At 29.2% G+C, this 20653-nt stretch carries 26 protein-coding genes; 22 read left to right on the top strand and 4 right to left on the bottom strand.

The features are described 5' to 3' along the window. Nucleotides 1-2 precede the first annotated feature (2 nt). The 19 genes from rplX (at nucleotide 3) to BHAMNSH16_RS05345 (ending at nucleotide 10570) form a co-directional block, all read left to right on the top strand. A complete protein-coding gene (rplX, locus tag BHAMNSH16_RS05435) occupies nucleotides 3-344 on the top strand; it encodes a 50S ribosomal protein L24 (RefSeq protein ID WP_008723393.1) in 342 nt (113 codons plus the stop codon). A gap of 16 nt (nucleotides 345-360) precedes the next feature. After that, nucleotides 361-924 (top strand): 50S ribosomal protein L5, encoded by a 564-nt coding sequence (gene rplE, locus BHAMNSH16_RS05430; protein WP_008723394.1) that lies wholly within the window; start codon nucleotides 361-363, stop codon nucleotides 922-924. Continuing rightward, entirely contained in the window at nucleotides 924-1109 is a 186-nt protein-coding gene (locus BHAMNSH16_RS05425) for a type Z 30S ribosomal protein S14 (protein ID WP_008723403.1), read from the top strand. The genes rplE and BHAMNSH16_RS05425 overlap by 1 nt, the downstream gene beginning before the upstream one ends. A gap of 17 nt (nucleotides 1110-1126) precedes the next feature. Further along, nucleotides 1127-1528 (top strand): 30S ribosomal protein S8, encoded by a 402-nt coding sequence (gene rpsH / locus BHAMNSH16_RS05420; protein ID WP_008727108.1) that lies wholly within the window; start codon nucleotides 1127-1129, stop codon nucleotides 1526-1528. A 23-nt stretch (nucleotides 1529-1551) separates the two neighbouring features. Continuing rightward, a complete protein-coding gene (gene rplF / locus BHAMNSH16_RS05415; RefSeq protein ID WP_008727106.1) occupies nucleotides 1552-2124 on the top strand; it encodes a 50S ribosomal protein L6 in 573 nt (190 codons plus the stop codon). Nucleotides 2125-2134: 10 nt separating this feature from the next. Then, nucleotides 2135-2491 (top strand): 50S ribosomal protein L18, encoded by a 357-nt coding sequence (gene rplR, locus BHAMNSH16_RS05410; RefSeq protein ID WP_008723408.1) that lies wholly within the window; start codon nucleotides 2135-2137, stop codon nucleotides 2489-2491. Between the two features lie 11 nt (nucleotides 2492-2502). Next, nucleotides 2503-3021: a 30S ribosomal protein S5 gene (gene rpsE / locus BHAMNSH16_RS05405; RefSeq protein ID WP_008727103.1), complete on the top strand. Its 519-nt coding sequence runs from the start codon at nucleotides 2503-2505 to the stop codon at nucleotides 3019-3021. Next, complete coding sequence (rpmD, locus tag BHAMNSH16_RS05400) at nucleotides 3021-3200, top strand: 50S ribosomal protein L30 (RefSeq protein ID WP_008727102.1); 180 nt, start codon at nucleotides 3021-3023, stop codon at nucleotides 3198-3200. Before rpsE ends, rpmD begins: the two co-directional genes overlap by 1 nt. Before the next feature lie 11 nt (nucleotides 3201-3211). Continuing rightward, a complete protein-coding gene (rplO, locus tag BHAMNSH16_RS05395) occupies nucleotides 3212-3703 on the top strand; it encodes a 50S ribosomal protein L15 (protein WP_069732037.1) in 492 nt (163 codons plus the stop codon). A gap of 11 nt (nucleotides 3704-3714) precedes the next feature. Continuing rightward, entirely contained in the window at nucleotides 3715-5055 is a 1341-nt protein-coding gene (secY, locus tag BHAMNSH16_RS05390) for a preprotein translocase subunit SecY (protein ID WP_008727098.1), read from the top strand. A gap of 4 nt (nucleotides 5056-5059) precedes the next feature. Further along, entirely contained in the window at nucleotides 5060-5278 is a 219-nt protein-coding gene (infA, locus tag BHAMNSH16_RS05385) for a translation initiation factor IF-1 (protein WP_008727096.1), read from the top strand. Nucleotides 5279-5302: 24 nt separating this feature from the next. Continuing rightward, a complete protein-coding gene (gene rpmJ / locus BHAMNSH16_RS05380; protein WP_008723415.1) occupies nucleotides 5303-5419 on the top strand; it encodes a 50S ribosomal protein L36 in 117 nt (38 codons plus the stop codon). Between the two features lie 22 nt (nucleotides 5420-5441). Continuing rightward, nucleotides 5442-5831: a 30S ribosomal protein S13 gene (gene rpsM, locus BHAMNSH16_RS05375; RefSeq protein ID WP_008723417.1), complete on the top strand. Its 390-nt coding sequence runs from the start codon at nucleotides 5442-5444 to the stop codon at nucleotides 5829-5831. A gap of 16 nt (nucleotides 5832-5847) precedes the next feature. Beyond that, nucleotides 5848-6258 carry a 30S ribosomal protein S11 gene (rpsK, locus tag BHAMNSH16_RS05370; RefSeq protein ID WP_008723418.1) on the top strand — a complete coding sequence of 137 codons (411 nt, stop codon included), beginning with the start codon at nucleotides 5848-5850 and terminating at the stop codon, nucleotides 6256-6258. Nucleotides 6259-6297: 39 nt separating this feature from the next. Further along, entirely contained in the window at nucleotides 6298-6924 is a 627-nt protein-coding gene (gene rpsD / locus BHAMNSH16_RS05365) for a 30S ribosomal protein S4 (RefSeq protein ID WP_008727093.1), read from the top strand. Nucleotides 6925-6954: 30 nt separating this feature from the next. Then, complete coding sequence (locus BHAMNSH16_RS05360) at nucleotides 6955-7929, top strand: DNA-directed RNA polymerase subunit alpha (RefSeq protein ID WP_008723424.1); 975 nt, start codon at nucleotides 6955-6957, stop codon at nucleotides 7927-7929. Between the two features lie 41 nt (nucleotides 7930-7970). Further along, complete coding sequence (gene rplQ / locus BHAMNSH16_RS05355; protein WP_008727091.1) at nucleotides 7971-8357, top strand: 50S ribosomal protein L17; 387 nt, start codon at nucleotides 7971-7973, stop codon at nucleotides 8355-8357. 126 nt (nucleotides 8358-8483) lie between these two features. Further along, nucleotides 8484-9986, top strand: coding sequence for a transcription termination factor Rho (rho, locus tag BHAMNSH16_RS05350; protein ID WP_008727089.1), 1503 nt, complete (start codon nucleotides 8484-8486; stop codon nucleotides 9984-9986). 23 nt (nucleotides 9987-10009) lie between these two features. Beyond that, on the top strand, nucleotides 10010-10570 hold the full coding sequence (locus BHAMNSH16_RS05345) for a Smr/MutS family protein (protein WP_008727087.1): 561 nt from the start codon (nucleotides 10010-10012) through the stop codon (nucleotides 10568-10570). A 350-nt stretch (nucleotides 10571-10920) separates the two neighbouring features. Here BHAMNSH16_RS05345 and BHAMNSH16_RS05340 read toward each other — a convergent pair whose 3' ends face one another. From BHAMNSH16_RS05340 to fabZ, 4 genes are read right to left on the bottom strand one after another with little or no spacing between them, the layout of a single operon-like run. Then, nucleotides 10921-11730 (bottom strand): hypothetical protein, encoded by an 810-nt coding sequence (locus BHAMNSH16_RS05340; RefSeq protein WP_069732038.1) that lies wholly within the window; start codon nucleotides 11728-11730, stop codon nucleotides 10921-10923. Continuing rightward, nucleotides 11727-12857: a lipid-A-disaccharide synthase gene (lpxB, locus tag BHAMNSH16_RS05335; RefSeq protein ID WP_008729338.1), complete on the bottom strand. Its 1131-nt coding sequence runs from the start codon at nucleotides 12855-12857 to the stop codon at nucleotides 11727-11729. The genes BHAMNSH16_RS05340 and lpxB overlap by 4 nt, the downstream gene beginning before the upstream one ends. A gap of 13 nt (nucleotides 12858-12870) precedes the next feature. After that, nucleotides 12871-13665 carry an acyl-ACP--UDP-N-acetylglucosamine O-acyltransferase gene (gene lpxA, locus BHAMNSH16_RS05330; RefSeq protein ID WP_008729337.1) on the bottom strand — a complete coding sequence of 265 codons (795 nt, stop codon included), beginning with the start codon at nucleotides 13663-13665 and terminating at the stop codon, nucleotides 12871-12873. Between the two features lie 15 nt (nucleotides 13666-13680). Next, nucleotides 13681-14145: a 3-hydroxyacyl-ACP dehydratase FabZ gene (gene fabZ / locus BHAMNSH16_RS05325; protein ID WP_008729336.1), complete on the bottom strand. Its 465-nt coding sequence runs from the start codon at nucleotides 14143-14145 to the stop codon at nucleotides 13681-13683. Nucleotides 14146-16321: 2176 nt separating this feature from the next. On the opposite strand from fabZ, the gene cas1 reads away from it, so the two are divergent. The 3 genes from cas1 to BHAMNSH16_RS05310 all read left to right on the top strand — a co-directional run bounded on the left by cas1 (nucleotide 16322) and on the right by BHAMNSH16_RS05310 (nucleotide 20650). Further along, nucleotides 16322-17251: a type II CRISPR-associated endonuclease Cas1 gene (gene cas1, locus BHAMNSH16_RS05320; RefSeq protein ID WP_069732039.1), complete on the top strand. Its 930-nt coding sequence runs from the start codon at nucleotides 16322-16324 to the stop codon at nucleotides 17249-17251. Continuing rightward, the gene (gene cas2 / locus BHAMNSH16_RS05315; RefSeq protein WP_241033660.1) at nucleotides 17248-17568 is read left to right on the top strand and encodes a CRISPR-associated endonuclease Cas2; all 321 of its coding nucleotides are present in this window, start codon (nucleotides 17248-17250) and stop codon (nucleotides 17566-17568) included. The genes cas1 and cas2 overlap by 4 nt, the downstream gene beginning before the upstream one ends. Before the next feature lie 67 nt (nucleotides 17569-17635). Beyond that, nucleotides 17636-20650, top strand: coding sequence for a hypothetical protein (locus BHAMNSH16_RS05310; RefSeq protein WP_069732040.1), 3015 nt, complete (start codon nucleotides 17636-17638; stop codon nucleotides 20648-20650). Nucleotides 20651-20653 lie beyond the last annotated feature (3 nt).

The raw sequence follows: 20653 nt of genomic DNA, 5'->3' as shown, positions 1-20653 counted from the left end.
TTATGATAAAGAAACAAGATTTAAGTAAGACAAAATACAAAGTAAAAAAAGGCGATACTGTTGAGGTAATAGCTGGAGAGCAAAGCGGAGAACGCGGAGAGGTATTGTCTGTAGATAGAACAAGAGGCAGAGTTTTAGTAAAAAACATCAATATGGTTAAAAAAACTATGCCTAAAAGCCAAGAGAATCAAAAAGGCGGTATAGTTGAAAAAGAAGCTTCAATACATATATCCAATGTAATGGTAGTAAACAAAGCTGGAAAAGCTACTAGAGTTGGAAGAAAAGAAGTAGATGGTAAACTAAAAAGATATGCCAAAAAATCGGGCGAAGTTCTTGATAAGTAAGTAGGAGAAATAAATTATGTCAGTATTGAAAGATAGGTATGAAAAAGAAATTAAACAGTCTCTTCTAAAAGATATGAATTTAAGCTCTACTATGGCTATCCCTAAAATAGAGAAAATTATAATCAATATGGGAGTAACTCAGGCTGTAACAGACAAAAAATATGTTGATTCTGCTGTAGAAGAACTAAGCCAAATAGCAGGACAAAGAGCTGTTGTAACAAGAGCTAAAAAGTCTATAGCTAATTTCAAATTAAGACAAGGAATGCCTATAGGCTGCAGAGTAACTTTAAGAGGCGAAAGAATGTATGACTTCTTAGAGAGATTAATATTCATAGCATTACCAAGAGTAAGAGACTTCCAAGGTATTCCTAGAAGAGGTTTCGATGGTAATGGCAACTATAACTTAGGAATAAAAGAACATACTATATTCCCAGAGATAAGTTTTGATAAAACAGATGCCGTAAAAGGCTTAAATATAACAATAGTAACTACTGCAGATAATGACGATATGGCACGCACTTTATTAGAAAGAGTAGGTTTGCCATTCCGTGCAGCACCTAAAAGTCAGGAGAATAAATAATGGCTAGATTGGCACTTAAAGTTAAAGCTACAAAAAAACAAAAATATAAAACAAGACAATATAACAGATGCCCAATATGCGGCAGACCTCGTGCTTATATAAGACAGTACAAGATGTGCAGAATATGTTTTAGAGATTTAGCAAATAAAGGTTTGATACCGGGCGTAACTAAGTCTAGTTGGTAATTTAAGGAGAATTATAAATGAGTGTACATGATCCAATAGCAGATGCTTTAACTATAATAAGAAATGGTTGTAGAGCAAAAAAAGAGTCTGTTGCTATACCTTTTTCTACAAAAATGGAAAATATACTTGCAATTTTAAAGAAAGAAGGTTATATTAATGACTTCAAAAAAGTAGAAGTAAAAGATAAAAATTTCTTCCGCATAGAAATAGATTTGAAATATTATGAGGGAAGTTCAGTAATAGAAGGAATTCAAAGAGTATCAACTCCAGGTTTAAGAGTTTATACATCAGTAGATACTATACCTCAAGTAAAAAATGGTTTCGGTATATCTGTAATATCTACAAGTAAAGGTGTAATGACAGATAAAGAGGCTAGAAAAGAAAAAGTCGGCGGCGAAGTTTTATGCCACGTTTGGTAATAAATTATTAGAGGGTATTAATAATGAGTAGATTGGCAAATAAACCTATAGCGATACCTCAAGGTGTTGAAGTTAAGATAGACGGACATAAAGTAATCGTAAAAGGTAAAAGAGGGGAGTTGACAAGAGAGTTTTTTGATTATATAATAATTGAACTCGAAAATAATTCTCTTTGGGTTAAACCTCCTAAAATTGAAAGTACTGATGAGAAAGCTATTAAAGAAAATAGAGCTAAATATTCTGCACAATTAGGTCTAGTGTGGAAGCTCGTTTCTAATATGATAGAAGGCGTTACTAACGGATATAAAAAAGTTCTTCAATTAGAAGGTACAGGTTATCGTTCTAATGTTCAAGGAGATACTATAACATTGCAATTAGGCTTTTCTAGTGATGTGAAAATGAAAATACCGGAAGGTGTTAAAGTAACAGTAGAAAAAGATACTAAAATAATTATCGAAGGCAATGATAAAGAACAAGTAGGTGAGCTTGCTATGAATATCAAAAAGAAAAGACCTGTTGAACCTTATAAAGGTAAAGGTGTTAGATTTGACGGCGAGCATGTAAAATATAAAGAAAGTAAAAAGGCTGCTAAGTAAGGGGTTTTTTATGAGTTTAAGAGAAAAGATTAAAGCTCAACGCGAAAGAAGAAAAAGAAGTATTCGTATAAAAATAGAAGGAAGTTCAGAGCGTCCAAGACTTACAGTTCATAAAAGTCTTAAATATGTATCTGCTCAAATAATAGATGATAGTAAAGGTATAACTTTAGCATCAGCATCTTCTCAGGAAAAAGATTTAAAAAGCGGTAAAAATGTGGATATAGCTAAAGAAATAGGTAAAATTTTAGCCGCAAGAGCAAAAGAAAAAAATATAAATGAAGTTGTATTTGACAGAAACGGATATATATATCATGGAAAAATAAAATCCCTAGCTGACGGTGCTCGTGAAGCAGGATTGAAATTTTAAGGAGTATTACCTTGGCACACGATATAAATAACAACGAAGAAAAAAGTATGTATGAAGAGCGTCTAATAACTTTAAACAGAGTAGCTAAAGTTATGAAAGGCGGAAGACGTTTTAGATTTGCTGCTTTGATGGTTTTAGGCGATAAAAATGGTCATGTTGGTTTAGGTTACGGTAAAGCAAACGAAGTACCAGATGCTATAAGAAAAGCTATAGAGCAGGCTAAAAAAAATATGATAGAAGTGAACTTAAAAGGTGAAACTATACCTCATAATACAGTTGGTGTATTTAGAAGCAGCAGAATAATAATGAAGCCGGCTTCTAAAGGTACAGGAGTTATTTCAGGCGGTCCTGCACGTGCAGTGTTGGAATTAGCCGGAGTAAAAAATATTCTTTCTAAGTCTTTAGGAAATAACAACTCTATGAACCTAGCTAAAGCTACTTTTGAAGGGTTAAAATCTTTGAAAACAGTAGAGTATATGGCTAATAAAAGAGGTGTAAGTATAGATCAGGTTTATGGGAGGGCAGAATAATGGCTAAAGTTGTAATAAAATTAGTAAAATCTCCTATAGGCTATGAGAAATCTCAAAGAGACACAGTTGTAGCTTTAGGTTTCAAAAAAGGCAAAAGAGTTGTAGAACATGAAGCAACTCCTCAAATAAATGGAATGATAAATAAAATATCACATCTTCTTAAAGTAGAGTATAAGTGAGGTTCTTAAAAATGGCACAAGAAAATACAAAAATATTAAGAGCTCCTAAGGGATCTAGTAAAAAACGTCATAGAGTAGGACGCGGACAAGGTTCTGGCTGGGGCTGTACTGCAGGCAGAGGTGATAAAGGTGCTCAGTCTCGTGCCGGTTACAGCAGAAGAGCTGGTTTTGAAGGCGGACAAATGCCTTTACATAGAAGAATTCCTAAAAGCGGATTCACTAATGCAGCTTTCAAAAAATGTGTTAATGTTATCAATGTTGGTGATTTAGATTCTATAGGCGGTAATGAAATCACAAGAGAAACTTTACTTCAAATGGGTTTCTTATCATCTAAGAGAGATTATATTAAACTTCTTTCTATGGGTGAAGTAAAAAATGCTGTTACTATAACAGTTGATATGGCTAGTAAAAAAGCTATAGAAAAAATTGAGAAATCAGGCGGTAAAGTTATAATACATGAACGTAAAAAATATATTAGAAAAAAAGAAGATAAAAAGTCTTAAGGTAAATTATAATGTTTAAATCGTTTGCTAATATATTTAGAGTACAAGAATTAAGAAGCAGAATCTTATTTACTGTTATTGCTATATTAGTTTATAGAATAGGAAGTCATATTCCTACACCTGGTATAGATCCTACAGCCCTTTTAGGCTTCTTGTCCTCATCTCAAGGCGGAGGAGGACTTTTAACTATTATGGATTTATTTTCAGGCGGTGCTTTATTTAGATTTTCTATATTGGCACTTGGTATTATGCCTTATATTTCTGCTTCAATTATAATGCAGCTTCTTGGTGTAGTTATTCCTGCTTTGGAAAGAATGCAGAAAGAAGGTGAAAGCGGTCGTAAAAAGATAAATCAGTATGTTAGATATCTAACTCTTGTTCTTTGTATAGTACAATCTGCAGCTATGGCTAGTTGGATTCAGAGTATAAATGAAGGTGCTATGATATTTATGGATCCCGGAATAGGTTTCATACTTCTCGTAGTTGTAACAGCTACTGCTGGTACCATGTTCTTGATGTGGCTAGGTGACCAGATTACAGAACGCGGCCTTGGTAACGGTATATCTGTTATAATTTTTGCCGGTATTGTTGCTCGTATTCCTGCTGGCGTGTATGATGTTATACAAAAGAGAGAAAGTGAATATTTAAACTCTTTAGTAATAGTTCTTTTCTTTATAATCTTCGCAATAGTTATATTTTGTGTAGTTTATGAAGAAAGCGGACAAAGGAGAATCCCTGTTCAGTATGCTAAAAGAGTTGTAGGCAGAAAAGTATTCGGAGCTCAATCAACTCATATACCTTTCAAGATCAATCCTTCCGGTGTAATTCCTATAATATTTGCTTCAGCTTTGATGGCAATTCCTGCTCAGATAGCTAGCTTAACAAGAGGAGTTCAATGGAGATGGCTTGATGCCTTGCTTAGATTCTTTTCTTATGGAAGTTGGGCATACATAATTCTTTATTGTTTATTAGTTATAATGTTTGCCTATGTTTATACATCAGTACAGTTCAATCCTGATGATATAGCAGAGAATCTTAAAAAATCAGGCGGTTTTATACCGGGATACAGACCGGGTACTCAAACTGCAGAATATCTTAAAACAGTATTAAGCAGAATAACTATAGGCGGTTCAATATTCTTAGCAGCTATAGCAGTATTCCCAGATTTAATGTCTAAGATTCCTATATTTGCTCCTTTCAGAGGTACAAATAATTCTCTTGTTTATTTGATGGGCGGAACATCTGTAATGATTAGCGTGAGTGTTGCTGTTGAGTTATTAAAACAAATAGAATCCTATTTGCAAATGCATAACTATGACGGCATATTAAAGAAATCTAAGGTGAGAAGGTAATAATATGGCTGATAGAGAAACTATAGAAGTAGAGGGTACTGTAGTAGAGCCTCTTCCAAATGCCACTTTTAGAGTAGAGTTAGAAAATGGTCATAAGATATTGGCTCATATATCCGGTAAAATGCGTATGAATTTTATCCGCATACTTCCTGGAGATAAGGTAACTATAGAAATGTCTCCCTATGATTTGACAAAGGGCAGAATAATTTATCGTTATAAGTAATAAATTAAATGGAGATTAGTTACAATGAAAGTAAAAAGTTCTATAAAAAAACGTTGTAATGACTGCCAAATAGTTAAAAGAAAAGGCGTCGTTAGAGTTATATGTAAGAAAAACCCAAGACATAAACAAAAACAGAAGTAATTAATTTAAGGAGATAATTAATATGGCACGTTTAATGGGTGTTGAAATAAGAAATAATAAAAGAATAGAAATAGCCCTTACTGATATATACGGTATAGGTCGCACTCTTGCTCATGTTATTTGTGATAAGGCTAATATAGATTACTCTATTAAAGCTAAAGATTTAACAGATGCACAAATTACTGCTTTAAGAGATGCTATAGAAGCCACTACTAAGGTAGAAGGTGATTTGAGAACAGAACTTTATAATAATATAAAGCGTTTGAAAGATATTCACTCATACCGCGGAATGCGTCATATTAAGAGGCTTCCTGTACATGGTCAGCGCACTCGTACTAACTCTCGTAATGCTAGAGGCGGCGGTGCAAGAAAAGCTATTGCTGGTAAGAAAAAAGCACCAGGTAAAAAATAATTAATGGGGGAGAATAGTGGCTACTCAAAAAGGTAAAAAAACTCTAAAAGATAAAAAAATTAAAAAAGATAGAAAAGTTGAAGCTTTTGGTATAGTACATATAAAGGCTAGTTTTAATAATACAATAGTTACTATAACAGATAGAAATGGCGACACTTTATCATGGGCTAGTGCAGGTTTGGATGGAGATTACAAAAGCAGTAAAAAATCTACACCTTTTGCTGCTCAAGTTGCTAGTGAAAAAGCATCTAAAAAGGCTTATGAAATGGGTGTTAGAGAAGTAGAAGTTTATGTTAAAGGTCCTGGAATGGGAAGAGAAAGCTCAATCAGAGCTGTTGAAGCTTCAGGTCTTAAAGTTAAACTTATTAAGGACGTTACTCCAATGCCTCATAACGGCTGCCGTCCTAGAAAAAGAAGAAGAATATAATATTTGTATTTAAGTAGTATTAATAGGAGATAAATAATTATGGCAAGATATAGAGATGCTAGTTGTAGATTATGTCGCCGTGAAAAAATGAAACTTATGTTGAAAGGTGATAGATGTCTTACTGCTAAATGTGCTATAACAAAAAAGAGAGATGTACCAGGTCCTGCTAACCGTAAAATGAAACAGTTGTCAGAATATGGTATTCAGATGAGAGAAAAACAAAAAGTTAAACGTATTTACGGCGTTTTAGAAAAACAGTTTAGAAATTATTATCATGAGGCTATTCGTGTAGCTGGTGTATCCGGTGAAAACTTACTTAGATTATTAGAACTTCGTTTGGATAATGTTGTTTACAGACTTGGACTTGCTAAAAGCAGAAGTCAGGCTAGACAATTTGTAGCTCATGGTTTTATATCAGTTAATGGTAAGGGAATGACTATTCCTTCTTATTGTGTTAAAGTAGGTGATAAAATTTCTATCACTGATAGAGGTAATGCAATAGCTGAAGTAAAAACTATAACAGAAGGTTTAAAAAGCGAATATGTTCCTGCTTGGTTAAGTTTAGATCTTTCCAGCAAGACAGGTGAAATAGTTACTTTGCCTATAAGAGAGCATATAGAGTATCCTATTAATGAACAGCTCATCATTGAGTATTATTCTAAGTAATGGAACTCTTTTATAAGGGGTATTATAATAATGGCATTAAAAGAAATATTAGAATCTATTAGACATCCTCATAGAGTTACTTTTGAAAAAAAAGATTTAACTCCTACTTATGGTAAATTTATAGCTCAGCCTTTTGAGAGAGGATATGCGGTAACTGTTGGTAATGCTTTAAGAAGAGTACTATTATCTTCTATACCTGGTTATGCTATTACTACTATCAAAATAGATGGTGTTAGCAATGAATTTGAAAATGTACCCGGCATGAAAGAAGATACTATAGTGATGATTATGCATCTTAAAAATGTTGTGGTTTCTCTTCCTACTCATTTGGATACTAAAACTATTCATATGAAAAAAGAAGGTCCTTGTGTTATTACTGCTAAAGATTTAGTAGCTGATGATACAGAAGCTCAAGTGCATAATCCTGATTATTATATAGCCACAATTGCTGAGGGATATACTTTTGAGATGGATATTCAAATCGAAGGCGGATACAGCTATGTGCCTGCTGAAATGAATATTGAGTTATTAGAAGATATTAATGCTATAGCTATAGATGCTATTTATTCTCCTATTGTAAGTGTAAAATATAATGTTGATCCTATCAGAGTAGGTCAGCGTATAGATTACGGAAAACTTACTCTTGAGATAGAAACTAAGGGAAATATAGCTCCTGATAAGGCTTTATCTCAAGCTGCTAAAATCTTAAGAGATAATTTAAAGCATTTTATGGATCCTGAAGAGGCTAATGGTGATGATGAAAAAATAGAGGAAACTCCTAAAGATTCTGTGCTTGATTCTCTTAAAGGTAAGCATATTGAAGAAGTAGAATTCTCTGTTAGAACTGCTAATTTCTTAATGGCTTCTGATCTTAAAACTTTAGATAAAGTTGCTGTAAAAACTGATGCTGATTTATTAAGACTTATAGGTGCTAATGAAATGATTATCGAAGAAATCAAAGAAAAACTAGCAGAGTATAATGCTCATCTTGGTATGAGAGGTTAAGAGGATAATATAAAAGTTAATAAACTTTCAAGGATAGTAAAATGAGACATAGAGTTACAGTAAAAAAATTTAATAGAACAAGTGCACATAAAAAAGCTATGCTTTCTAATATGCTTACTTCTCTTTTTAAATACGAGAAAATAGAAACTACTAAAGAAAAAGGAAGGGCTATTAAGCAATTAGCTGATAAAATAATATATAGAGCTAAAGTTGATAATGTTCATAATAGAAGAACTGTAGCAAAGTATATTAAAGATGAAACAGTACTTGCTAAACTTTTTAAAGATATAGCTCCTAGATATGCTGCTAAAAACGGCGGTTATGTAAGAAAAATTTTATCATATAAGAGATTCGGAGATGCTGCTGATATGTGTGTTGTTATGCTTTGCGAATCTGACAGCACTTCTGCTAAAACTGAAAATAAATAATAAATAACAATAAATTAAATCAAGTTTATAAATCTAATATAAGCAAATTAAGATAAATATTATCATATAGTTATAGCGAATATTCGCTATAACTTGTTATGATTATTCTTTATCGGAGGAATTATTATGCCTTTTCCAACTAAAAAACGTGTAAAACTATCTAATGAAAACGAAGAAATGGAAGCATCTGCAGCTCAGCCGAAAAAAGTTGTTAGGAAAAAAGTTGTAAAGCAAGTTGTTTCTGAAGCTAATGAAGAAAATACGAATAATATAGAAACTGTACAGGAAAAATATGAATTGGCTAAGGATTTAGAGGATAATAATAACGAGGTAAAAGAATTAAAAAGACCTCATGATATACTTTATATTAGCAAATTGAGTGTTCTAACTTTTGAAGAGTTATTGGAATTTGCTGAAACTTATGGCATAAAAAAGGATACCGGAAACAATATCAGAAGACAGGAGCTTATGCATGCTATATTAAAGGCTCAGATTGCTTTAGAAGGAAAAATAGTTGCTGAAGGTACTTTAGAAACTTTGCAAGATGGTTTTGGTTTCTTGCGTTCAAAAAATAGTAATTATTTAGTAGGACCTGATGATATATATATTTCTCCTGCTCAGATAAGACTTTTCGGACTTAGAACAGGTGATTTAATTACAGGTGAGGTTAGACCTCCTAAAGATAATGCTGGTGAGAAATTTTTTGCTTTACTTAGAATAGAATCTGTTAATGGAGAAGAACCTAATAATTTATACAAAAGACCTCATTTTGATAAATTAACTCCAATTTTTCCTAATGAGCGTATAAATCTAGAGTTTGCACCTAATAAAATTTCTACTCGTATTATTAATCTTGTTTCTCCTATAGGTAAAGGTCAAAGAGGATTAATAGTAGCACCGCCTAAAGCAGGTAAAACTATGATGCTTCAGGAAATTGCTAATGCTATATGCAAAAATTATCCTGATATTAAACTTTTCATTCTTCTTATAGATGAGCGTCCTGAAGAAGTTACTGATATGAGAAGACAAGTACCTGAAGCTGAAGTTATAGCATCTACTTTTGATGAAACCCCTGATAAACATTGTCAAGTTTCTGAAATGGTGCTTGAAAAAGCTAAAAGATTGGTAGAAAATAAACATGATGTTGTTATAATACTTGATTCTATTACAAGACTTTCAAGGGCTTATAACTTGGTAGTTCCTGCAAGCGGTAAGGTTTTAACAGGAGGAGTAGATTCTAATGCTCTTCATAAGCCAAAAAGATTCTTTGGTGCTGCCCGTAATATAGAAGAAGGCGGTTCTCTTACTATAATTGCTTCTGCCTTAGTAGATACTGGAAGTAAGATGGATGATTATATATATGAAGAGTTCAAAGGTACTGGTAATATGGAGCTTCATTTAGACAGAAAACTTGCTAATAGAAGACTTTTCCCTGCTATTGATATTGATTCTTCTTCTACTAGGAGAGAGGATTTACTTCTTACTGAAGAGGAAAAAAATAAAATGTGGGCATTGAGGAAATATATGCAGTCTCAGGGTATAGATGAAGATCAGTTAATAGAGACTGTTATTGATAAAATGAATTCCACTAAAGATAATGCTGAGTTCTTAAAATTATTAAATTCGTAAATATTTTTTAGGATTTTATCAATATGTCAAAAAACTCTGAAGAAGAAAGAAGATTATTTGAATTCTATTTAGAGCATGGATATTTTCCTGATGAGTTTAATAATAAAAAAGAAAATATAGAAAAAGAATTTAATAATGATAAAATTAAAAAAGAAAATATAAATGATTTAAAAAAAGAATCAGCATACACTAAAGAAGATGAAGAAATGTTTTTAAATGCAATTAAAAACCTCGATTGCACTAATCATTCTAAAAAGTCTATTTATGATAGAAAAGTCAATACAAAATTCAAGCCTAATATAAAAAATGCAGTTCCGAAAGAAAGGCTTGATTTGCACGGACTTACAAGTGAAAGGGCATTAATAGAAATTAAGCATTTCATTTATGAATGCAAAAAAAATAAGATAAGCCCTATTCTTATAATACATGGCAAAGGTTTTGGAAGTGAAAATAGGATACCTGTTTTAAAAAATTTAGTTGAATATTATTTGGCTACAGAAGGAAAGAATCATATAAAATATTTTTTTGATGCTCCTATAAATCTTGGAGGAAGCGGTGCTAAAATAATTTATCTTGATATATAATATTTTTCTTTTATAGTCTATTTTAAATCCCACCATATATATTTATTATTTAATTTAGAATATTTAATTAATTTTTCTTTTTAACTTATTTGTAAATTATAATACCCACCCAAATTTTATTTAGATTTTTTATTATCTTACCGCACGCAGAGCAAAGTTATAAATCTAGATTTATTAATAATTACAAACTAATTATATATAAAATTTTATTAACCGTGCGTTAAATAGATTTTAAATCTAAAAACAACTTGGGCGGGTGCTTTATTTTCTAATAGAATGAAAAATCTAAATTAAGTTTTATATTCATATAAAATTTATAAAGAATAGAGGGCGGGGTATGTAAATAAATTTTAATATTTATTATATACCACAAGAGTGAATTCTTTTTTGATAGGCAGAATTAATTTTGAATGAGTTTTATGATTTTCATCATATATTTTTAAATGAGTATGAGGTTCTAAATTCTGATTAAAAAGTCTTAAATCACATAATGCAAGTCCGAATCCTGCACTTTCTGTATTATCCAATTGCTCCATAAAAAATTTTTCTACTAAATTGTTTTTATAATATTCTTTAAATGTTAATCTTTTAGAATCTATTCTTGTTCTGCTAATCATTGTAAGAGGAGCATCATTTATTATTTCAAATTCTATGTTATTTTTATTGAATTTAACTACTAATGTTATAGTAAGTTTATTATTGCATATTAATAATTTTGAATATATATTCTCATCAATTTCAATATTGTTATCAATATCTTTAATGAGTTTTTTTTCTAATTTTATGAATTCTTTTAATTTTTGTAATGTTTCTTCATCTTTTAATATATTTGAATATTCACTCATTATATCATAATCATTAAAATATTCTTTATTTTCTATTTTTTTTATAAAATCAGGAAATTTTTCTATTAAAGTATTGATAGTAATAACATGAAGATATCTAGCTTTTATTGCATTTGAGATAAGCTCCATTATAATATAATGTGCATCATTTGTATATTTTGTTATATTATATTTTTTTAATATTTCTTCCAAAATGAAATTTATTTTTTGTTTAGAATTACTGTCAAGCCAAGTAATATTAAATTTGATAGGCTCTTTTTTATGATTTTTTATATATTTTTTTATTTCTTCTATATCAGTTTTAGAATCTATCATGATTTTATAATCTCTTTTGCTATACGATCAAGTACATTTTTTTCACCTAAAGTTTCTCTCACTCTAAGTAAATTACTGCTTACTTTCTTATAGTATTCTTTATCGGTTAAATATTTTATAATATGACTTGTAATAGCATTTGGATTGCAGTCATTTTGCAAAAGCTCAGGAGCAGCTTCCTCATTAAGAAGAACATTAGGCATACCCACATATTTTATATTTGTAAATAATTTTCCAAGCAGGAAAGTTATAAATGATATTTTATAGCATATAACCATAGGTTTTCCGTAGCATGCTGCTAAAAGACTAGCTGTACCGCTTGACATTATTAAGGCATCAGAATAAGAATAAACATAATCCTTATCATCACCGCATAATAAAGAATATGAAACATTTTCTAATAAATTTTTATAATTATCTAGAATCTTTTCTATAGGTTCTTTATATTCAGGATATGCTATAGGTATTACGAATCTTATATTTGAAGAAAGCATATCATTAAGCATTTTCATAGATTTTATAAATACAGGTGCTAACTTTTTTATTTCCTGATTTCTGCTTCCAAATAGAACACCAACAGTATATTCTTTTTTAGGCATATTTAATTCAGGTACTTTTTTATTATAATCCAAATCTGCAAATGGGTGTCCGCTGTACATTACATCACAGCCGAATTTTTTATATACTTCATAATCGAAGAAAAAAGGAGTAATGATTTTTTTGGCAGAAAGAAGCCTTTTAGCATTCCAAGCTCCCCATATACCTACATGCGGCGGAAAATAATATATATAATTTATATTATTAGCCTTACAATATTTTGCTAATAATAGATTTACGCCTTGATTGTCTACAAGAAGCATAATATCAACTTTATTGTTTTTTAAATATTCTTTTAATCTATTAAAAGCACCAAGATTTTTAAAAGCCACTTTAGGATTTGCCCCTTCAAATATTCCTATAGTTGATAAAGTAGACATATCTGATAATATATTAACATTAGCTTTTTGCATTTCAACACCGCCGAAACCATCTAATATAATATTAGGATCCAGCTCTTTTATTTTTCTTGCTAATAAGGCACCTTGAATGTCGCCTGATACTTCACCTGTAGCTATAAATATTCTCATAAATTATTTTATTTTATACAGTTTTTTTAGGAGTTATTCCTCTTCTAGCTTTGGATATAAACACTACAATATCTCTAGCTATAGGATTTAATGAAGTGTCATTTAAATATGTATCTAAAAACTCTTGTTTTGTTTTATTCCAATTAAACCACATGTCATAAGCTTCTTCAGCTTGTGATATTTGTTCTGATGTGAATCCAGCCCTTCTCATACCAACTAAATTAAGCTTATAAATAATAGCTTCACCTGCATGGGCAGTTAATGCAAATGGTAGTATATCTCTTCCGACAGCTGACATACCGCTTATCATAGCATACTGTCCTATAGCACAAAATTGATGTATTACACAGTTTCCTGATATAAAAGCACCTTTTTCTACTCTGACATGTCCTGCCACTAAAGCCCCATTACATATTATAACATTATCATTTATCTCACAGTCATGAGCAACATGTCCTGTAGCCATTATATAACAGTTATTTTTTATAATAGTTTTAGCATTTTCTTTAGATGCTCTATGAAGATTAGCAAATTCTCTAATTTCATTTCCATCACCTATTTCAAGGAAAGTTACTGTTTTTCTATCAAAATGTATGTCTTGAGGAAGCCCTCCTATAACGGTATGATCATGTATTATATTATTTTTACCTATTGTAGTATATTCTTTTATTACAGAGTGTGCTCCTATAGATGTATTTTCACCTATATTTACCTCTCCCTCTATAATGGCATAAGGTCCTATCTTTACATTATCTGCAATTTTAGCAGAATCAGAAATTATAGCTGTAGGATGTATATTATTATTCATTATTATTTCCTATTATTATTTTTCTATTTTCATAGCTTTTTTATCAACTAAAAATAAGCCTAAATCTCCAGAGCATGCCAATTTATCATTAACTTTTACTTCGCCATGTGTTTTAAGCAGATTGTTGCTGAATGCTTCAACAGTAACAAACATGTCCATAACATCACCCGGTATTACAGGATTTTTGAATTTTACATTATCTATCTTGGCAAAGAACATAAATTTTTTACCATATTCATCAGGCTTTAAAATCTTTGTATAGCAGTATATTCCAGAAGTCTGAGCCAATGCTTCAATCATTAAAACCCCAGGCATAATAGGGCTTTCAGGAAAATGTCCTGTAAACTGCGGCTCATTAAAAGTTACATTTTTTACAGCATGTATTTTACCTTCTTCAATGCTTTCTACTCTATCAACTAGTAAGAAAGGATATCTATGCGGTAATAATTCCATTATTTTGTTTATATTAATTTTTTCCATTTGTCATATTTCCTTTAAATCAAAAAAAATAAAAAAAATTATACTAATATATATATATAGAATTATACCATATAATGCTAAACCTTACAAGTAAAAAATATGTGTGATATATATTTGTCATAATAATAATTTTTTAATATTTGCTTTTTAGTTGATAAATTATACGCGATAATAAAAACAACATTTTTATATTGTCTATATTCAAAACGAGTTTTATTTATTTTTTAAGCGAATCCGCCAGAAATTCAAAAAAATTTTGTGATATCAAAGGTATTAAAACTTTTTTCGCATTATGTCATAGTTGGATATTTTTATAAATACCGCTTTCATATATCGTTAATAAAAAAATCTCGCTTTAGTGTGCTGACAACTAAAGTTATCAGCGGCTCGATTTTTTTATCGCCAAGACAAAGGTCTTGAATAGGGTATCGAGACAACACCTTTTGGTGGTTATGCTACTGAAAAATCCCGCTTTCCTATATCACTAATAAAAAAATCTCGCTTAAAGGTGCTGACAACTAAAGTTATCAGCAGCTCGATTTTTTTATCGCCAAGACAAAGGTCTTGAATAGGGTATCGAGACAACACCTTTTGGTGGTTATGCTACTGAAAAATCCCGCTTTCCTATATTGCTAATAAAAAAATCTCGCCTTAAGGTGCTGACAACTAAAGTTATCAGCGGCTCGATTTTTTTACAGCCAAGCCAAAGACTTGAATAGGGTATCGAGACTCAAAACTTATAATAAAGATCGAGAAGAAATCCCGCTTTCCTACATTACCATTATAAATAAAAAATCGCTCGTTAATAATCCCTGCCATTCTCTCGAATGTCAGGCACTCGCAATTTTTTATCTAGGCACGCAGAGCGTAGTAGGGTATCGAGACATAGAAAAAGGTTCCAAATTATCTAGAGAATCCCGCTTTCCTACATTTCCATTATCAATAAAAAATCGCTCGTTAATAATCCCTTCCATTCTCTCGAATGTCAGGCACTCACAATTTTTTATCTAGGCACGCAGAGCGTAGTAGGGTATCGAGACCCAAAAGATTTATTTGAAGAAATGAATAGATCCCGCTTTCCTATATCGCTAATAAAAAAATCTCGCCTTAAAGTGCTGACAACTAAAGTTATCAGCAGCTCGATTTTTTTATCGCCAAGACAAAGTCTTGAATAGGGTATCGAGACTTTTCTTCAGAGTATGACGAATACATGAAATCCCACTTTCCTATATCACTAATAAAAAAATCTCGCTTTAAGGTGCTGACAACTAAAGTTATCAGCAGCTCGATTTTTTTACAGCCAAGGCATAATACTTGAATAGGGTATCGAGACTTAAAGAGAAAGATTTCTCTGAAAATAGATCCCGCTTTCCTACATTACCGAAGGCACGCAGAGCGTAGTAGGGTATCGAGACAAAATATATTTTGATTTTGAAACTTTTTGATCCCGCTTTCCTACATTTCCATTATCAATAAAAAATCGCTCATTAATAATCCCTGCCATTCTCTCGAATGTCAGGCACTCGCAATTTTTTATCTAGGCACGCAGAGCGTAGTAGGGTATCGAGACCAACATGCAAATGCACTCACAATGAATTACATCCCGCTTTCCTATATCACTAATAAAAAAATCTCGCTTTAGTGTGCTGACAACTAAAGTTATCAGCGGCTCAATTTTTTTATTGCCAAGCCAAATACTTGACTAGGGTATCGAGACTCAAAACTTATAATAAAGATCGAGAAGAAATCCCGCTTTCCTACATTACCGAAGGTACGCAGAGCGTAGTAGGGTATCGAGACATATAAAAGAATTAGTAGAAGGGATTAAAATCCCGCTTTCCTACATTGAGTAGGGTATCGAGACAATCTTTTTTTAGCTTTTATATTCTTTTCACATTAATATGTAAATAACATATAAACATGTCAAAGAACTATATACATAATACTATATATTATTATTTTTGCAAGTATTTTATTCTTATTTTTTTATATAAATAAATATTATACCGGATAAATTGATTTATTATTACATATACTTATTTTTATGTGATTGTGTATCACACATTAAATTATAGTTTTTTTAAAAAAACTCATAATTTTATATATACACTAACATATTTTTGCATTTTTTTAAAAAAAATATTGATATTTTTTATCTCAATGATAATATTTATATATGGATTGGAGAATTGTAATTATTGAAAATGAGGGAAAACTATCTTTAAAAGATGGGAATCTTCTTTTTACTAATAAAAAATATTCTAAATCTGTGCCTTTAGAAGATATTGATTATATTATACTTGATAACAGACAAATCGTAATAACTCATCCTTTAATGACTAAATTAACTGAAATGGGTATATTATTAATGACTACAAATAAAAGGCATGAAGTAAGCGGAATTCTTTTTTCTTATTGGAATCAATACAGAAAATTAGATACTTTAGAAAAACAATTACAAATATCGCCTATATTAAAAAAACAACTGCATAAAACTATAATACAGCAAAAAATTATTAATCAGGCACTATGTCTTAAAAAATTATCATTAAGCAAATATAAAACATTAATAAATTATTCTAAAGATATTAAAAATGCTAATATACAAAATACCGAAGCTATTACAGCATCTATTTATTTTAAAGAATTATTTTCTAGTAATGATTTTATATTTCATAGACAGGATTTCAAAGATAAAAACATTTATGCTCTTAATGCAGCTTTAAACTATACTTATTCTATTATAAGGGCCATTATTATTAAGTATATAATTGCTTCAGGTTTTATTCCATATCTTGGAATATTTCATAAATCTAAAACAAATCCTTTTAATTTGGCTGATGATATTATAGAGCCTTTCAGACCTATTGCAGATTATCATGTATATAAATTTAAAGAAATTTTAATCAATTTAAAATTTTCTGCCCTTGATTCTAACATAAGAAAAGAAATGCATCAAATTTATTTATATGAAGTTTGTATAAATAATAAATGGTTTGAATTATCTTCCGCATGTAAAATATTAATTTCTTCATTATTAAAATCTATTAATAATAATGATTATAATATATTTTTATACCCTAATGATTGGAGAGAAGATATTTGATATTGATTGTATTTTTTGATTTGCCTGTAAAAACTAAAAAGCAGAAAAGAGCAGCTTGTCTATTTAGAAAATATTTATTGAAAGACGGATTTTTTATGATGCAGTTTTCTGTATATGCAAGAATATCAAAAAATTATTCTCTTTTAGAAAAACATATTAATAGAATAGAAAAAAATGCACCAAAAGAAGGTTCAATAAAAACCATAATAATAACTAAAGAGCAATATAATAGTATGAAAGAGTTAATAGGTAACAATAAACATTTTATAAATATAAATAAAAATTATAAAAATTCTTCTAAAATTATATATTTATAATTTATATTATTGATTTTATCATTTTTATGTATATACTGAAAGTGTATACACATTTTATGGAGATAATATGGCGGATTCTCAAATTCCTGATATTAAAGATATTTCTTATTTTATAAGGACAGGCAAAAATAGCTATAAAGTAAAAGTAAAGAAATTATTAACTATACTTGCTACATTTATAATAGAGAATAGTTCTTTTAATAAAGATTCTAAAGATGAAAAAAAATTAGAGGAAAAATATAGTAAGTCAATATATAAAACTCAGTTTGAAACTGTATTTAAATTAAGATATTCAAAGTTAGAATGTGCAAGATTAAAATGTACTAAATTAAATTCTAAGGAATGCATGATATGTGATGAAAAAGAAAAATACAGAAAAGGAGAAGAAAAAAATAATTTTTATAGGGAAGATAAAGAGAATTTAGAAAAAGTGATAGATGCCTCATATAAACAGGCTATTGATTTTATTATGGACTTTAGAAATATTCTTATACATAAAAATGTTAGGGATGATCATTTTGACCATTGTAAATTTAAAGAATTCAATGCAGAATTATTTAATTTCCTAAAATTATGTTTAGATAATGAAATAAATTTAGATGCTAAATATATAGAAAAAATTAAAAAAGAAAATCCAAAATTATCTTTAGAAAAATATAAAAATAAGGATTTATATATAAGAGAAGCATTAAATGTAGACTTTAACGAAATGGAAACATCATTTAAAAATGTACCTTTTGTATATGCTTTAATGATTATAGCTATGTTTACAGAAAAAAAGCATATAAAAGAAATATTAGATTTAATAAAGTTAAAAGGATACATTAATGAATTAATTTTATCTTTTTCATTAAGAGGCGGATATAAAACACTTGTACCGGGTATTGAATTTGATGATGATAAATTATATTATAATCAAATAAAATTCAAAGAGAAATTTAATAGTGAAGTATTCAATACATCAAAGAGAATAAAGAAAACTATAAAAGATTTTGATGATAAATATCATACAGTAAATCAAAATAAAAATCAGGCAGATATTTTTTATTTGTATAAAAAAGCTCTTAAATTTTACAGCTACAGTAATAGTTTTCCAAAAATAGTAGAATTGGAAGATATTATTAGAAAAGATAATACAAATAAATTGATAAAAATAAGAAAAGAAAAAATAGATAAGAATGCTAAAACTGAAATAGAAAGAAAAGAAAAAATAGATAAACTAGAAAACTCCAAAGAAGAAATAGAGAAATCTTTAATCAATGTATTTAGAAATGAAGATATCTTTATGAAAGAGGCTTTAAATTTTATTACAGAATATGGTAAATTTGGAAATTTGAAAAGTTCATTTTTTGAAGATACATGGTCTATAGTAGGAAATGCTGCTATATGGGCCGTTCCTGTTGATAAATATTATATTGATACTAGAAGAAAAGTAAAGCCTTCTAAAAATGCTGATGGATCTATATACAAAATAGTTTATAATGATATCGACAAGAATAACAATATAGGTATGATAAAGTATAGTATTAATAAATACAATCTTACAGCTTTGCTTACATCTATAATGATTTCTGATAATGTAATATTTAATAATTTGCAGTCTGCAGCATCTTTTTTGCATATAAAAAAAGAATATAAAAATAATAATAAAAAATGCAATGTCAGAACATTAGAAGATATTTTGAAAGAGAAAGTAAGTAAATATAGTGTATATCAGAAAACTAAATTTTGTGTAAGAGCTATAAGAAGAGAAATAGCTAAAGATGAACATATACATCAAAGAGATAGTATTGTACTTCATGATAAGTTAATGATGATTATATCAAAACTTAATGTATATAGTTTGTCATCTCCTTATGAATCAATTAAAAAAGCATTTGATTCTATTCACATAGATATTCCTGATAATATAAAAGGTATACTAAAGATAAATACTCTTGACGGTATTACTGATGAGTGTATAAAACTTACTGTTAAATTTGCTGAAAATAAGAAAAATATAAAAAAGAATCCTAAAGATGACACTAACATTTTATATAAAAGCTGGAGTAAATATGCTTTTTCTCCTAATTATTCTATGAATAAAGATAAAAATGATTATTATAAAGATACAGACAGCACAATTTATGAAGCTTTGAGATGGGATAGTATAAAAAAAACTTTATTTTCAAAAGAATTTAATGATTATAAAACTAGAAAATATGATTTGCTATCCATACTATTAAAATATTTTCAATCTAAAAATTATACTATTCCTATAATTATTAATTTTTATGAAGAGTATAAAGCTAAAAATAAAATAAAAAAATTTAGAGATAATGAAATAAGAAATATATTAGCTCAGGAAATGATTCTTGCATTAATTTCTAAGAAATATGCTAATTTAATTGTACATAGAAATAAATATTTAGGAAAAAAGACAAGCATTATTTTTGAATACAATAAAAATAATAGAGGTATTTTAGACTTTGATTTAGTTTGGGTATTAAAAACGCCTATTAGGATTAATATTAGAGATTATTATAAAAAAGATGTGAGAAATGATTTAGAATGGCTGCTTGATCCTCAGAGAATAAATAAATCATCAATGAAAAAAGAAGATTTGGAGCTTTCTATATCTAATTCTATAGAGGCATTTAATATTATAGTTCAAGATGAAGTTTTAAAAAAATTTATTAATCCAGCAATTACTGAATTAAAAGAAGGAGAAGAGCTTGATGTAATAAAAGTTAAGGAATTGGTGCGTGTATTAATGTGGGCTGCTAAAGAGTTTTTATATTTTATATGTGCTATAGAGTCTCATTTAATTTACAAATGTCATAAAGCGTATGGTTTTGAAAGTATAATAAAGGAAGATGGATATGTAGATTTTAACTCTTTAGTTAATTTTAATAATGATAAAATGACTCCAAAGATATCAGAAACTATAAAAGATGTTAGAAATATGATTTGTCATATGAGAGTAAAAGATGGTACAGGTATAGCTGCTATAGATTATAAGAGGAGTATTAGTATTATTAATAGTGTATTAAAAGCTTTAGAATTAAAAGACATTTATGAATCTTATAATAAGATAAAATAAAGG

It is taken from the genome of Brachyspira hampsonii (assembly GCF_002214805.1).
Lineage (GTDB): Bacteria > Spirochaetota > Brachyspiria > Brachyspirales > Brachyspiraceae > Brachyspira > Brachyspira hampsonii.
Note: the sequence above shows the minus strand (reverse complement) of the source record. Positions and strands in the feature narration are given on the sequence as shown.

Excerpts from the sequence above, each read along its gene's own strand:
- rplF (WP_008727106.1), top strand. The coding sequence starts at position 1,552 with ATGAGTAGATTGGCAAATAAACCTATAGCGATACCTCAAGGTGTTGAA.
- BHAMNSH16_RS05425 (WP_008723403.1), top strand. The coding sequence starts at position 924 with ATGGCTAGATTGGCACTTAAAGTTAAAGCTACAAAAAAACAAAAATAT.
- rplR (WP_008723408.1), top strand. The coding sequence starts at position 2,135 with ATGAGTTTAAGAGAAAAGATTAAAGCTCAACGCGAAAGAAGAAAAAGA.
- BHAMNSH16_RS05310 (WP_069732040.1), top strand. The coding sequence starts at position 17,636 with ATGGCGGATTCTCAAATTCCTGATATTAAAGATATTTCTTATTTTATA.
- secY (WP_008727098.1), top strand. The coding sequence starts at position 3,715 with ATGTTTAAATCGTTTGCTAATATATTTAGAGTACAAGAATTAAGAAGC.
- rpsD (WP_008727093.1), top strand. The coding sequence starts at position 6,298 with ATGGCAAGATATAGAGATGCTAGTTGTAGATTATGTCGCCGTGAAAAA.
- lpxB (WP_008729338.1), bottom strand. The coding sequence starts at position 12,857 with ATGAGAATATTTATAGCTACAGGTGAAGTATCAGGCGACATTCAAGGT.
- rpmD (WP_008727102.1), top strand. The coding sequence starts at position 3,021 with ATGGCTAAAGTTGTAATAAAATTAGTAAAATCTCCTATAGGCTATGAG.
- BHAMNSH16_RS05345 (WP_008727087.1), top strand. The coding sequence starts at position 10,010 with ATGTCAAAAAACTCTGAAGAAGAAAGAAGATTATTTGAATTCTATTTA.
- rplX (WP_008723393.1), top strand. The coding sequence starts at position 3 with ATGATAAAGAAACAAGATTTAAGTAAGACAAAATACAAAGTAAAAAAA.
- cas1 (WP_069732039.1), top strand. The coding sequence starts at position 16,322 with ATGGATTGGAGAATTGTAATTATTGAAAATGAGGGAAAACTATCTTTA.
- rplO (WP_069732037.1), top strand. The coding sequence starts at position 3,212 with ATGGCACAAGAAAATACAAAAATATTAAGAGCTCCTAAGGGATCTAGT.
- BHAMNSH16_RS05360 (WP_008723424.1), top strand. The coding sequence starts at position 6,955 with ATGGCATTAAAAGAAATATTAGAATCTATTAGACATCCTCATAGAGTT.
- rho (WP_008727089.1), top strand. The coding sequence starts at position 8,484 with ATGCCTTTTCCAACTAAAAAACGTGTAAAACTATCTAATGAAAACGAA.
- rplE (WP_008723394.1), top strand. The coding sequence starts at position 361 with ATGTCAGTATTGAAAGATAGGTATGAAAAAGAAATTAAACAGTCTCTT.
- rplQ (WP_008727091.1), top strand. The coding sequence starts at position 7,971 with ATGAGACATAGAGTTACAGTAAAAAAATTTAATAGAACAAGTGCACAT.
- rpsH (WP_008727108.1), top strand. The coding sequence starts at position 1,127 with ATGAGTGTACATGATCCAATAGCAGATGCTTTAACTATAATAAGAAAT.
- lpxA (WP_008729337.1), bottom strand. The coding sequence starts at position 13,665 with ATGAATAATAATATACATCCTACAGCTATAATTTCTGATTCTGCTAAA.
- infA (WP_008727096.1), top strand. The coding sequence starts at position 5,060 with ATGGCTGATAGAGAAACTATAGAAGTAGAGGGTACTGTAGTAGAGCCT.
- rpsM (WP_008723417.1), top strand. The coding sequence starts at position 5,442 with ATGGCACGTTTAATGGGTGTTGAAATAAGAAATAATAAAAGAATAGAA.
- BHAMNSH16_RS05340 (WP_069732038.1), bottom strand. The coding sequence starts at position 11,730 with ATGATAGATTCTAAAACTGATATAGAAGAAATAAAAAAATATATAAAA.
- fabZ (WP_008729336.1), bottom strand. The coding sequence starts at position 14,145 with ATGGAAAAAATTAATATAAACAAAATAATGGAATTATTACCGCATAGA.
- rpmJ (WP_008723415.1), top strand. The coding sequence starts at position 5,303 with ATGAAAGTAAAAAGTTCTATAAAAAAACGTTGTAATGACTGCCAAATA.